11 protein-coding genes are annotated in these 13471 nt (G+C 59.6%); 5 read left to right on the plus strand and 6 right to left on the minus strand.

Going from position 1 to position 13471, the window contains the following annotated elements; genetic code table 11:
• Window positions 1–138: 138 nt before the first annotated feature.
• The 3 genes from QNA11_RS14855 to QNA11_RS14865 are packed head-to-tail and all read right to left on the minus strand — an operon-like array spanning window position 139 to window position 3822.
• Window positions 139–1425, minus strand: a complete 1287-nt coding sequence (locus tag QNA11_RS14855) for a VTT domain-containing protein (protein WP_283483635.1) — start codon at window positions 1423–1425, stop codon at window positions 139–141.
• The gene (locus tag QNA11_RS14860) at window positions 1422–2846 is read right to left on the minus strand and encodes a dihydrolipoyl dehydrogenase family protein (protein WP_283483636.1); all 1425 of its coding nucleotides are present in this window, start codon (window positions 2844–2846) and stop codon (window positions 1422–1424) included. Before QNA11_RS14860 ends, QNA11_RS14855 begins: the two co-directional genes overlap by 4 nt.
• A complete protein-coding gene (locus QNA11_RS14865) occupies window positions 2839–3822 on the minus strand; it encodes a radical SAM protein (RefSeq protein WP_283483637.1) in 984 nt (327 codons plus the stop codon). Before QNA11_RS14865 ends, QNA11_RS14860 begins: the two co-directional genes overlap by 8 nt.
• Before the next feature lie 132 nt (window positions 3823–3954).
• Here QNA11_RS14865 and QNA11_RS14870 point away from each other — a divergent pair, with 132 nt between their 5' ends.
• Window positions 3955–4623 (plus strand): TIGR04283 family arsenosugar biosynthesis glycosyltransferase, encoded by a 669-nt coding sequence (locus tag QNA11_RS14870; protein WP_283483638.1) that lies wholly within the window; start codon window positions 3955–3957, stop codon window positions 4621–4623.
• A gap of 2 nt (window positions 4624–4625) precedes the next feature.
• Window positions 4626–5228 carry a TIGR04282 family arsenosugar biosynthesis glycosyltransferase gene (locus QNA11_RS14875; RefSeq protein ID WP_281929630.1) on the plus strand — a complete coding sequence of 201 codons (603 nt, stop codon included), beginning with the start codon at window positions 4626–4628 and terminating at the stop codon, window positions 5226–5228.
• Window positions 5229–5600: 372 nt separating this feature from the next.
• Here QNA11_RS14875 and QNA11_RS14880 read toward each other — a convergent pair whose 3' ends face one another.
• Genes QNA11_RS14880 through QNA11_RS14890 form a run of 3 tightly spaced genes read right to left on the minus strand, consistent with a single transcriptional unit; the run spans window position 5601 to window position 10484 of the window.
• The gene (locus QNA11_RS14880) at window positions 5601–6350 is read right to left on the minus strand and encodes a thioesterase II family protein (protein ID WP_283483639.1); all 750 of its coding nucleotides are present in this window, start codon (window positions 6348–6350) and stop codon (window positions 5601–5603) included.
• Between the two features lie 40 nt (window positions 6351–6390).
• Entirely contained in the window at window positions 6391–8754 is a 2364-nt protein-coding gene (locus QNA11_RS14885) for a penicillin acylase family protein (protein ID WP_283483640.1), read from the minus strand.
• A 44-nt stretch (window positions 8755–8798) separates the two neighbouring features.
• The gene (locus tag QNA11_RS14890) at window positions 8799–10484 is read right to left on the minus strand and encodes a cyclic peptide export ABC transporter (protein ID WP_283483641.1); all 1686 of its coding nucleotides are present in this window, start codon (window positions 10482–10484) and stop codon (window positions 8799–8801) included.
• A 250-nt stretch (window positions 10485–10734) separates the two neighbouring features.
• Between QNA11_RS14890 and QNA11_RS14895 the strand changes: the two genes are divergently transcribed.
• From QNA11_RS14895 to QNA11_RS14905, 3 genes are read left to right on the plus strand one after another with little or no spacing between them, the layout of a single operon-like run.
• Entirely contained in the window at window positions 10735–12219 is a 1485-nt protein-coding gene (locus QNA11_RS14895; RefSeq protein ID WP_283483642.1) for a diaminobutyrate--2-oxoglutarate transaminase, read from the plus strand.
• Between the two features lie 57 nt (window positions 12220–12276).
• Entirely contained in the window at window positions 12277–12504 is a 228-nt protein-coding gene (locus QNA11_RS14900) for an MbtH family protein (RefSeq protein WP_202071049.1), read from the plus strand.
• Window positions 12501–13451, plus strand: coding sequence for a cupin-like domain-containing protein (locus QNA11_RS14905; protein WP_283483643.1), 951 nt, complete (start codon window positions 12501–12503; stop codon window positions 13449–13451). The genes QNA11_RS14900 and QNA11_RS14905 overlap by 4 nt, the downstream gene beginning before the upstream one ends.
• Window positions 13452–13471: the final 20 nt, after the last annotated feature.

Here is a 13471-nt window from a genome sequence, read left to right on the forward strand (position 1 = left end):
CGATCGCAGAGCCCCCGTCTCATAGACGGCTCCTGGGGACGACAGCGAATGCTCCGTCTCCCGGAGGGGCTCTGCAAGTGAACATGCCGCCCGCATCCATTGCAGATGGGGGCGGCGTCCGGTTCGATCAGGCGGGAATCAAACCTCGGGGCCTGTGGCCGAAGGATCGCGTTCGATCGGAATCTTGCAAAAGCCTTGAGCCGGAACATCGAGCGCTGCATTGAATTTCGAAGAGAGATTTTGGAAAGCGATCAAGCCCGTCAGCTCGACGATCGTGTCGTCGGGCCATTGTTGTTTCAGCCTCGCACGCAGCCCGTCGCTGACTCCGGGCGCCGTGATCGTCATCGCTTCCGCATATTCGAGCGCGAGCTTCTCCTCCTGCGAGAACAGGTCGCTATCGCGCCACTTCGAAAGGGCGTCGATCTTGTCCATCGCAACCCCGCGCTTTGCGAGCGTCGCCGAGTTGATGTCCACGCAGAATGCACAGTGATTGATTTGGGAAACCCTGACCGTGACCAAAGAACGCAGGGTGGGAGAACAGGGGGACCGCCGCCGATCGAGGGCGCCGTAAAGTAGCGCCACGGCCGCAAAGACCCAGGGAGACCGCCCCCACAACAGGCCGGGATCGAGAACGCGGCCATATGTTCGCTTTTGCTTCCAGAAAAAAAGCCGGATGAACCACGGATAATCGGACAAATCCTTTGCCGGGATGACGGACATTCTCTGCTCCGAAAGTTGATGATCAAGGTCGCGACTCAGAGCGACCGGCAGCAGCGCGAGCAGGCCGAGGCCGACAAGGGCGCCGATCATGGACGGGCTCAAAAGTTCTTCCAGCCGCACTTCGCCGCTTGCATCGAATATTTTAGCCAGACCGGCGCCAAAGGCCGCGTAGATGATCGCTGATGGGATGACGCCGATCGAGGTCGCCGCCACATAGGATTTCAGGCGCATCCCCAGCGCCGACGCGGCCAGATTCACCGCCCAGAATGGAAACGCTGGCACGAGGCGGAGGAAAAGCAGATAGCTGAAGGCGTCCTTGCGGAAACCTTTCGCCGTCCGGGAGAGCGTGGGGCCGGCGCGCTCGAACAGCATGTCGCCAAGAGCCGAGCGCGCGATGACGAAAAGCAGGGTCGCTCCCAATGTCGCGCCCACGACGGACAGCATTACCCCAAAGGGGACGCCAAACAAAAATCCCCCGGTGAGCGTCATAATCGTCGAGCCTGGCAGGGAAAGAGCGACAACCGCGGCATAGACGGCGACGAAGACGACGCCAGAGAGAGGACCTTGAGATTGGACGAAAGCAACGAGCAATGCGCGATTGTCTCTTACCGCATCGAGCGTCAGGTGGCGGTCCAGGCGAAACGCGAAGGCTGTCGCGATAACGACGAGCAGAGCAAGAATAGGCGCGTATCGCGCGAATCTCATCCGAAAATCCTCAGGAAACGCACCAGCCTTCGTGTGCGTGGCGAGAACAGCGCCGGCGTATAGTAACTTCCCGCAGCGCGCTTCGAAATTTCGCTCAAGGTCGGATAGGGAATGATGAGATTTGCAAGGGCGTTGATCTCGAGCCTCTGAGAGATCGCCAGCGCCCAGGGTGTTATCAGCTCACCCGCATCGTGGCCGACCATTGTCGCGCCGAGAATGTGCCCGCGCTTTGTGGCGACGACTTTCAGAAAGCCGCGCGAGAGCCCTTCGGTTTGCGCCCGATCATTGTCCTTGAAATCCGCGCGCAGGATACGAACGGCGTCGCCATAGCGTTCTCTCCCCTCGCTTTCGCTCAGGCCCACCTGTGCGAGTTCGGGGCCGGTGTAGATAACCCTTGGGAACGCCGCGGGCCTGTTTCTCGCCGGCCATCTGAACAACGCGTTACGAATGACGATCCCAGCGTGATAGCTCGCCATATGGGTGAATTGAGGCCCGCCGGCGGCGTCGCCGGCGACATAGATGCGCTTGTTCGTCGTGCGTAACCTGGCGTCGATGTCGACGCCTTTCGCGCAATAGCGGACCCCGGCCGCTTCGAGGCCGAGCGTCTCGACGTTCGGCCTTCGGCCCGTGGCGACCAACAGATGTGAGCCAGCGATCCGCGTCTCTTCCCGATCTTGCAGAAAGACGGCGACGCCGTCCCGATCCTTTTCGATCCGCGAAAGACGGACGCCTTCCAAAATAGCGACGCCGTCCGCGAGGAGCGACTGCCGCACGACATCGACAGCGTCTTTGTCTTCTCTCGGCAGTATGCGCGCCATCTCCACCAGCGTCGTCTTCGCGCCCAGACGGCGATAGGCTTGCGCGAGTTCGCATCCGATCGGTCCGCCGCCGATGACGATCAGATGTTCCGGCAAAACCGCATTGTCGAAGACCGTGTCGCTCGTCAGAAAGGGTACGTCATCGAGGCCCGGAATATCGGGAATGGCGACGCGGCTGCCGGTGGCGATCACGAAGCGTCGGGCGCGGATGAGTTTCCCGTCGGCTTCGACCGTCCGATCGTCGATAAACCGGGCGCGCCCCTTTATCACCGTGCAACCGAGGTCGGTAAAACGCTCGACGGAATCATGCGGCGCGATAGAAGCGATCACGCCGCGGACATATGCATGGACAGCAGCAAAGTCGACGCGTGGCGCGCCGCCATCGACGCCGAACCGGGTAGCGTCGCCACAATTTTTCGCCGCCTTCGCGGCTGCCAGCAGCGATTTCGACGGGACGCAGCCCGAATTCAGGCAATCGCCGCCCATGCGGTTGGCTTCGATCAGCACCGTGCTCGCGCCCATCTGCGCCGCCCCGGCGGCGACGGAGAGACCAGCCGAGCCCGCGCCGATGACGCACAAGTCGCAATTGATCGTCTCAGACATCGGCGCTCGGCTGCGCACGACAGGAGGCGCCGCCGAGGACGCAAAAGCGGGCGCAGAAGACATGGTTGAGGCTGATGGGCCGAAGGGATTCGGCCAAGGTCGATCCCAGCTCGAAGTCTTCCGAATGAGGCAAAAGCGTGCAGGAGACGACCGTCGCGCGCTCCGAGCCTTTGCGCCTGACTACCATGCGAGAGGTCGCGCACATCATATCGTCGGGCTTTCTCCCCAATATGCTCCAGCAGCCTTCGCTGATCTCAGGAACATCTTCGGCTGCGTCCATCTCCGGGAAAAGAACCAGCCGTTCTTCGGTCGCTCCAAACCCCACTCCAAGACGGTCGAAAAGCGACTGGAACCCTTTGCGCGCTTCGACTTCCGTCTCGCCCCACGCCAGGCGCGAGGCGATCGTCACGCTGAATTGGTTGGAAACGAGCCAGCGGATGCCCTCGATCGCCGGCTCCCAGCTATTCGGTCCCCGAATCCTCTCGTGGCCGTTCGGCTCGTAGTGGTCGAGCGACACTCTGATCGCGAAGCTCCCGGGATATTCTTGACGCAGGCGAAGCAGCGCCTCCTTCACGCGCTGCATGGGTTTCATGGCGTTGGTGAGCGCGATGACGCGATGACCGGCGGCCAGGCTGTCCTCGATCATCTCCATTATGTCAGGATTCATGAACGGTTCGCCGCCCGTAAATCCGATCTCGATGCGCCCGCCCGGGAGGGCGAGGTCCTCGACTTCACGAAGGAAGGAAGCCGCGTCGGCGCGCGTCAGATAAACGAGGGCGTCATTTCGCGGAGAGGACTCGATATAGCATCCGTTGCAGGCGAGATTGCAAAGGGTGCCGGTATTGAACCACAAAGTCTGCAGGCGCTGGAAAGAGACGGCGGCCCGCCGCTCGCCTTTGGCGGTGACCTGGGGATCGGCAAATTTGGCGATGGGCCGCGGGAAGCCTTCCCGGGCGGGTTGTTGGTCTCCTGGCATTGATCGCCCCGCCTCCCCATTCGCTGATTTCGCGCGTCTGATATGAAAGGTTTCACTCGACGGCGCCGAATCGTCGCGTCGACTGATTATAGAGCCCGATCGTCCCGGGCTCTCGGGGGAGCGTCGCCGACAATGAAATTGTCGATCATCATTCCTGTGCTGAACGCATCCCGAACCCTGGGACAAACCGTTGAGGCTCTGGCGCGGGGCCACGACGAAATTGTGGTGGTAGACGGCGGCTCTACCGACGGCAGCGTGGCGTTGGCCGAGGCGCTCGGCGCCCGCGTCATCGCGGCCCCGAGGGGACGCGGCGCGCAGCTTCGCGCCGGAGCCGATGCGGCGCAGGGCGACTGGCTGTTGTTCGTTCACGCAGACACGATTCTGGAGGAGGGCTGGCGGGAAGCCGTCTCGTGCTTTTACGCTGTGCCGGAAAACCGGGCGAAGGCGGCGGCGTTCCGCTTCGCGCTCGACGATCCGTCGTCGCAAGCGCGCCGGCTTGAAAGGATGGTCGCGTGGCGCGTCCGGACGCTCGGCCTGCCCTATGGCGATCAGGGATTGCTCATCCACCGTGATTTCTATCGAGCGCTGGGGGGATTCGAGGCGCTGCCGCTGATGGAGGATGTCGATCTCGTCCGCCGGATCGGTCGTGATCGACTTGCGGTCCTTCCTGTCTCCGCCCGCACGTCGGCGGCGCGCTGGCGCCGGGAGGGCTGGTTCAGACGCAGCGCGCGCAATCTGCTCTGTCTCTCGCTGTATTTTGCGGGCGTTCCACCGCATATGATCAAACGCATCTACGGCTGACCATGGGCGTTCGCGCGCATCTCATCATCTTTACGCGCTGGCCGCAGTTCGGGGCGGGCAAGCGACGCCTCGCGGCGGACATTGGCCCCGTTGGCGCGTTGAGGGTCCAGAGGGTGCTGCTCGCAAACACCCTTCGCCGATTAGGGACCGACACACGCTGGCGGACCTGGCTTGCAGTGACGCCCGATCGTTCGGGCCCCTGGCCGATGCGCTTGCCGCTTTTGCCGCAAGGCGACGGCGATCTGGGGCGCCGCATGATGCGCGTCGCCAAAGCGCCTCCTCCAGGACCTGTAGTCATCATCGGCTCTGATATTCCAGGCGTCACACGGGAGGAAATCGCGCGCGCGTTCCGTCTCTTGGGAGATCGGGATGCGGTGTTTGGACCCGCAGCGGACGGAGGCTTCTGGGCGGTGGGGTTCCGACGCCGACCGCGTTTGGTCGATCCGTTTTCCGCCGTCAGATGGTCGACGCCCCATGCGCTTTCGGACAGCCTGGCGAAGCTGACAAAGGCGTCGGTGGGGATTATCGGCGTTCACGAGGACATCGATGACGCTGCTTCTCTCGCGCGTCAGAGCGACTATGGAAATTTTTTCGCGAAAAGGTAGCGGTTATCCACGCGACTTGCCGCGGGATATCGGCGGCGTCGAGTTCACAGCGGAAGGCCTTGGCTTCCGTCGGGCTGAGGAATGATCGGCTGGCTTGAGCGGTAGTTGATGACGATCTCCCCCAGTTACCGGCCCTGCGCGTCGGTCGCCAAGATAATTGTATGCCCCCTGTACCATCCGTGTGCCCCGTGCCGACGCGGGCGACGTCCGTAGGGCTTACGCCCGCAGCGAACAGGGAAGGGGTGTCGGAAGCAGCCTTAGCGTTCGGGCATTAAAGGGGCTTTCGGATCCGGCGCGCCAATCTCGCTTACCGCGCCTATCAAGATGCTCCCGTGGAGAGATCCTCGCTCCATCCTCCGCCATTCTTTCAATTTATCTATTGACGCAGTCACATCGACAACTCGCGCGGGATGTTCTGTCAAGCTCGGAAATGAGCCGCGCAAAGAATACGTTCTCGTTTTCGTTAAAGAAGAAGTGTCCTCCGGCGAACATGAGCAGCGCCGTCTGACCGAGCGTCTCCTCTCTCCAGGCGGAAAGGGCGTCCTCTTCAATCATATCGTCGCGCCCGCCCAAAACAACGATATCGAGAGAGAGTTTTTCGCGCTTCTTGAAGGAAAAGCTCGAACAAACGGCAAAATCGGCGGCGAGCGTATCCAACGCGAGTCGAAGCAGCTCCTTCGACTTAAAGAGTTCGGGGGGCGTGCCGTTCAAACGCACAAGCTCTCCGATAAGGTCTTCGTCGGTTTTAAGGCGCGCTAAGCGCTCGTCGCGGCGCCGACAGGGCGCAGCGCTGCAAGCAGCGATGAGCGCCATCGGTTCGCCTTTTCTCCGGGCGCGTAGGGCATACACGCATCTATAGGCTATCAGCGCGCCCAGGCTATGGCCGAAAAATACGCAGCGATCGGAAGACTCACGCACCAGTTCCTGCGTCAGATTCTCGACAACCGCATCAAAATCGCGAAGCAGCGGCTCACGAATTTTGACGCCGCGACCCGGTAGCTCGACCGGACGAATTCTGATCCATGGTGGAAGACTCGTGCGCCATCGCAGGAACGAGTTTGCGCTCCCGCCGGCGCAAGGAAAACAGTATAGCGACAGGGACTTTCGATCGCGCTCAAACATCGGCTGGTTTCAGTGCCGCGCTTCCAAGCCGCTATTGATTTTAGCGAGCGCCCGCCGGCGTCAACAGGATCGTGGAAACGACTTCCTGAGAGCGCAGAGACGTAGCGCGGCCGGAAACCCAGTCCTGCTGCCGATCAGCGTAGTGCGCCGAGCCGAACTGACCGGATTGGCCTCCAGCGAATTGGATCACGCTTTTTTGTTCCTCCCCGGGAACGACAACGGTCCGGGCGTTGGCGCCGACTCCCTCGCCGTCGGCAACCTCATATAGTCGCACGCATTGCGGGCAGCCCGCGACGGGCGAACGCGGCAAATCAAGAAGTGCTGACAGAAATGGAGCCACCCTCGAAAATGGATGAGCGATCGCGACTTGGTTTACGTCGCCCCAACTGATTTCCGATATTGGACGACCGTGCTTCGCCTCAAGGCGCTTAGCGCTTTCGGCCAGCGCAGCCTGCAGAAAATTGGTCCAATCGCTCGAATTTTCTGACTTTGGCAGGAATGCCGGATCGCCGCTGCGAATGATAGCTTGCAACGGGACGTCGGAGTTGGACCATCTGTAGGTGAAATCCGGATCCAACCGCCGGCAATCTTCGAAAATTGGAGACAATATTTCTTGGAGCAGAGTTTGCCTGAACTCCGTGATCAACGCCAACCCCTTACTTCGGGGTTCTGCGCGACCGTCCCAAGATTCCAAGGCCGCGAGAAGCCGCGCGGCTTCGGGCTGGCCTTGTGAAGCAGGGCCCTTTAGCGCTCTGAGGGCAATGTCTTGATAGAAGCGATAGAAGTCGGTCTTTGTATCGAGCTGCAAGGCGACCATTTCCGCGACGCCGAGCTTCGATGAACCCCTGAGAGCGTCGTCAACGCGCCAAGCGCGAAATCCGCCGGGATAATCTTGACTCAAGCGCGTCGAAAAGACTGAGGTTGGCAACATGCGCTGATTTGTGCTGACGATATAGCCCTCTGGAGGATCAACAATCGTTGGAAGCGCCGAAGGCGATAGAAAACCGTCCCAGCCAACTTCGCTGGCGTCCCAATGTTCCGAATAAATTCCTCGAAGCCCGCGCCGCGCTGGGATTTTGCCCATGAGCGTCCAGCCAATCGACCCCCGATCGTCAGCGACCAAACCATTTAGCGGCGGGGTTCCAGCGGATTGCAGGATCGGCAGAGCTTCACGAACTGTCCGCGCCTCATCCAATTGCAACAGGTTGAGATTTGTCGCCGAGGCGTCCAACATCGACCATGCGACCGCGACTTCTTCCCCGAGCAGCGGTTGAGGTAGAACGGGTCCCCATATCGTATCCCGAACGTCGACGGAGACGCTCTCCTTGCCTCTTACAGCGATGCTCTCCGACCGGGAAGAAAATGCTCGAACGCCTTTCGGCGTCGCATAGAGATTGTTGTCGCCGGGGTCTTTACGCAGCCGGACGAGATCCGAAAAATCGCCGTCCACGCTGGTGAGCCCCCAAGCGATATGACCATTCGATCCCGCGATCATCATCGGCAAGCCTGGCAGAAAAAGCCCTTCCATGCGATGCGGGCCGTAGCGGAGATCGGCTTGGTACCAGACGTTTGGCAATCCAAGAGTGAGATGCATGTCGTTTGCGACTATTGCGCGCCCATCACGTGTCTTGCCGCCGCCAATGACCCAGGCGTTTGAACCGCGCGCAGCGCTCGTTTCTCGGATCGCTCCAGAATTGGTGGCTTTTTGGGTCGATTTATGAAGGAACGTGCGCAGTTCATCGGGAGGGCGCGAAGTATCGGCGCAAGTGTTTGCGCCGCTTGGAGCGAGCTTTTCATTGTAGCAGTCGCTATCCGGCGTCAAAAACGAAACGACAGCCGCCGGGAGCGCTTCACGCATGACGCTCGCCATGCGTTCCTCCTCGACGGCGTAAGATAGCATTGAAAGATTGAGCGCCACGAGAATGCTGTCCTTGGGCGACCATCGTTCCGGCTTGTAATTGAGCGCCCAGAATTCGAACGGCAACGTCAACAAATCGTCCATCGCCTGATTGACGCCCGCCGCGTAAGCGGCGAGCACCGTCCGTTGTGACTCTGGCAGCCGCGCAAGGATCTGTTCCGCCAGACGCGAAAAGCCGAAGGTGCGGTTCAAGCGATCGTCTTCAACGAGCGGCTCGCCGAGAATCTCCGCGAGCCGGCCGACGGTCTTGCGGCGCATGATGTCGATTTGAAAAAGACGATCCCGGCCCGTCATGTAGCCAAGAGCTGTAAAGGCGTCCTCGCGTGTTCGCGCTTCGATAAGCGGGACGCCGTAATGATCCAGATTGATCGAAACAGCCGCGCTAAGCCCGGGCGTGTTCCGTGGTCCAGAAGGAAATTGGATAGATGGGAGAGAAGACACTGCGGCGTAGCAGGCGATAACCAAGGAGGCGGCGCCGCCAAGCACGACAAGCGCGCTTCTCCGAAGCATGGTTCTACTAGCGGCGCTTATCACGATTGCAACTCGGTCGTCCGAGGTTGTTCGGCAAAAGATACGATTTTGCCGGCGTCCATTCGCAATACCTGATCAGCAATATGGAAATAGCGATCGTCATGGGTGATGACGATCACGGTCTTGCCACGCGCCTTGAGTTCCGGCAGCAGTTGGTGGTAAAAAACGTCTCGGAACTGCGGATCCTGCTCGGCTGCCCATTCATCGAACAAATAAAACGGTCGATCTTCGACATACGCCGTTAGCAACGCAAGTCTCTTCCGCTGCCCCCGCGATAACTCCGTCGTTGAGAATCGGCCGTCCTTGATCTGAAGTTTGTTTTCGAGCTTCAACGCTACGAGCATTTCCTGCGCCCGCGCCTGCGACTCGATGCCGGAATAGCCAAGAAGGGAATCGAATACGTAGGCGTCCGCAAACACCGCCGAGAAATTCTGGCGATAGGACTCGCGATTTTCGTCCGTAACCCGGCGGCCGCCCAATTTGATCTCGCCGTCGTCGGGGGGAAACAAGCCAAGTAAAATCAGCGCCAGCGTAGTTTTTCCACTCCCATTGCCGCCCGTCACGAACAGAAGCGCGCCAGGGTCAATGCGAAGGTTGATCGGGCCGAGTTGATGACGCACCTCAGATTCTTCACCCCGATAGAGATGCGTAATTTTGCTGAGTTCCAGGGCGGCAGGCCGAGCGAGCGCAAAGTCGGGCGTTGTCCGAGAGTTAACATCGGTCTCCTTGGAGAGGCTCAGACCCAGTCTCTGAATGTTACGTAAAGCAACGACGCCTTTCCCTATTGTAGGAAGCGCGCCGCCGACCGCGGTAAGCGGACCGCCTAAGAAAATGATGGCGAGCACGAAGCTCGTCAAAGCGCCTTGCGAAACGGAAGCGTAACGCGGCGCAATGAAGAGCATCACGCCGAGAAGAATAAAAAATAACATTTCCGCCGAGCGATCAACCGACACAAAAATGACGAAGGCCTTCATGCGTTGCATCTTCAACGCATGAGCGGAGCGGCGCAATTCATCGTCGAGAAAAGCGCGCCGACGCTCCGCATTCATTTTGAGCTCCTTGCCGCCTTCCGTGGCGGCGCGAAAGTGCCCAAATATGGCGTTTTCCGTTAGACGTGCGCGATCCAGGAATGACCATGCCCATTTCTGCGGGACATATAGAATAAACACGCTCGATGCGACAAAGCCGAAGACAAAGAGGAAGAACGGCGGCGAGACGGACCAAAGATAGACAAAGACGGCTAGAACTTTTGAACCCTCGATGAAAAGCGTCGGAAGGACTTCTTGAGCGGTCACGACATTGTCAACGTCGGTCGTCAGCGCAGCCATCAATTTGTGGGGCCCGAGTATCTGAATGTTGCGAAGCGGCGCGGCGAGAACGCTGTGGCTGAGCCAGAGCCGGATTTTGAACAGATTTTCTTGAGCGATTTGAGACAAGAGAATCTGCGAAACGGCGCTGGAAGCAAGCGAGAGCAAGCAGAGCGCAAAGAACGACAACGCAAGATCCACTGTCTCTTTTTGAGGCGACTCAATCGTTTGAGTGACAAGGGCCAATAACCATGCGCTGGCGGAGCCGCCGATCAACCCGGTCGCGACAGAAGATAAGAATAAGAGCTTGGACGCTGCGAAAACTCGCATAAGGCCAAGCACGGAGGCCGGGCTCGTTGCCGCTGCTTCGTCGAACAAGCGCCTCTCCCAGCACTTTCGCGGCACAAACGCGTAGCGCCGCTTCTCTTCTCGCTAAGAGAGACGTTTCGAGCGGCCAGATCCGGCCAAATTAATTCAGAGCGTCAACCAGCGCGCCCCGCCGGCCAGCCGCGTCGTCAGGTCGGAAAGCCCATCGTGATTTTTTTTGGCGTGAATGTCGTCGAAAATCGTCTCACCCAATAGGGGACGTCATCTTGCGTCAGCCGATAAGCGTGAAAGAAGGTGCGCCATGGCGGAAGGAGCGCAAACGCTGGCAGGCGATGATGCGCCGCGTTCAGGCGATTTGAAGTCGACGTTCAAGCCCCAGGGCGTGCAGGCGGGATCGATCGATGAACTCGACCGAGACTTGCAGATCGGCGCCGACAAGGCGCAATTTCCCTTATATTCATCCTTCGGAAACGACCTTCTGACGCGTCAGGCGGATATCGAATCCAATGCGATGACGTATCCGCGCAAAATTCCCCTTGCGCTAAAACGGGGCAGGGGAATTTACGTCGAAGACACAGAAGGGCGAACCTTTATCGATTGCCTTGCCGGCGCCGGCGCGCTCGCACTCGGTCACAGCCACCCGGTCGTCATTGAGGCGATTCAGTCCGCTCTGGCGGAAGAACCGCCGCTTCAAACTCTGGACTTGCCAACTCCCTTGAAAGATCGGTTCACCCGTGAACTCTTTGACAGTCTGCCGGCGGCATTCCAGGAAAATTACAAGATCCAGTTCTGCGGCCCCTCGGGCGCTGACGCAGTCGAAGCCGCGCTAAAACTGGTGAAAACAGCGACTGGCCGGAGAGGGCTCGTTTCGTTTAGCGGCGCGTATCATGGCATGACGCACGCGACCCTAGGCCTAACAGGGGAGCCGACGCCAAGGCGCGCCGTTGGGGGCCTAGGGGGAGAGGTGCAGTTTCTCCCATTCCCTTCAGAATATCGTTGTCCTTTCGGTATCGGCGGCGAGGCGAGCGCGGCGATCAGCGCCAGATACATCGAGACCCTATTGGACGATCCGAATAGCGGCGTTCTGACGCCCGCGGGAATGATAATCGAAGTGATTCAGGGCGAAGGCGGGGTGATCGCGGCGCCGGACGGATGGCTTCGTCAACTAAGGGGCATCACTAAGGCGCGTGGAATCCCACTCATCGTTGACGAGGTTCAGACCGGGCTTGGCCGAACGGGCCGCCTTTATGCCTTTGAGCATGCCGGGATCGAGCCAGATGTCGTCGTGCTCTCGAAGGCGATCGGCGGCGGTCTCCCACTTTCAGTGGTGGTCTATCATCGCGACCTCGATCAATGGAAATCCGGCGCGCATGCAGGAACATTCCGGGGCAATCAGCTCGCATTCGCGACCGGCGCGGCGACCATTTCCTACGTCAGACAGAATTCTCTCGATTCGCACGCCGCGAAGATGGGCGAGCGTCTCATGGCGGGTCTTAGGGTTATTGCCGAGGAGCATCCATGCATCGGCGACGTGCGCGGACGCGGCCTGATGGTGGGGGTCGAGATTGTTAATGGAGACGCGACGAACGCGCCGGCGCCTGATCCCGCGCCAACGCTCGCTAAAACAATCCAACACGAATGCTTGCGTCGCGGCCTGATTCTGGAACTCGGCGGCCGCTTTGGAGCCGTCGTCCGATTCTTGCCGCCACTGATCATCGCACAGGATGAGGTCGATGCAATTCTCGAGCGGTTCGGCGCAGCTGTCGTCGCAGCGCGTCGTCAATAGCAAATTGCGGCGAGGGTTGCGGCAATTGCTGCTGGATATAATGAGCAGGAGGGCGATATGGCGTGGGACGAAGAAGATCAAACAATTTACGCGATCGTTGTCAACGACGAAGAGCAATATTCGATCTGGCCGGAATACAAGCAGTTACCGGCTGGTTGGCGCACAGTCGGCAAGTCCGGACCGAAGGCCGAGTGCCTCGCTCACATCAAGGAAGTGTGGACCGATATGCGCCCCTTGAGCCTGCGCAAGCAGATGGACGCCGACGCGCGAGGCTCCGCGCAATGAGCATTACAACCGAGACAACGCGGTCGCGCAGTCACATCGCCGCGCAGGACGAAATTGACGGGCACGGCGTCGATACGGTGCCGCATCTGACTAGCGTGGAATTCGCCGAACGCTATGTGGCGAAGAACCGGCCGGTGCTCATTAAACGCGCCCTTGCGGACAGTGTGGCGTTCAAAAGCTGGACATTCGATCGTCTCCGGCAACAATCCGGCAGTAACACCGTTTTGCTAAAGGATTGGCGCCCAGGTGGCGAGATATTGACGCGACAATCGAAGATCGCCGCATATCTCGACGAGATCGAACAATATGAAGTGAGACGGGCGGCTGGCGACGATCGCGCAAGAAGACCCGCTTATCTGCATGATATGCCGCTGACGAGCGTCTTTCCGGACGCCGCCGCGGGCCTTGCGGCGTTTCCGCAGAATTTCTTTCCGAGCTGGTACGGCGCGAGTTGGACGGACTTCGCACAGTTCTTTTTGGGTCCATCCTGGAGCTATACGCCGCTGCACTTCGATTGTCTGCTGACGCACAACCTCTTCTTCCAACTGCGCGGAAGAAAGTGTTTCACCGTGTTGGATTACGATCAGCGGAACTATTGTTACGTCCATGATTGGCGGTGGTCCGCCGTCGATCCCGAGTCCCCTGATTTCGATATGCATCCACTTTTTCGTCACGCAAGGCCGCAGCAGGTCATCGTCGAACCGGGTGACGTCTTCTTCATGCCATCCGGAATGCTGCACCATGTGCGCAGTCTCGACGCCGCCATGTCGTTGAATGTCGACTGGCACACGAAGAGTAGCGCAGCCAGAGGCATTCTTGCCTTAACGCAAGGAATGCCGCTGAAGAACGTCTACTACAACGCGCTCATCGCATTCGGACTTTGGACCGGCGCGCGTCGGGACCGGATTTTCCCGTATTACCGGTCCTATCTCAATTACGTCTCGTGATGGCGCGCAGCGCGCGACAT

Origin of the sequence: Methylocystis sp. JR02, from assembly GCF_030063565.1 — a bacterium.
GTDB lineage: Bacteria > Pseudomonadota > Alphaproteobacteria > Rhizobiales > Beijerinckiaceae > Methylocystis > Methylocystis iwaonis.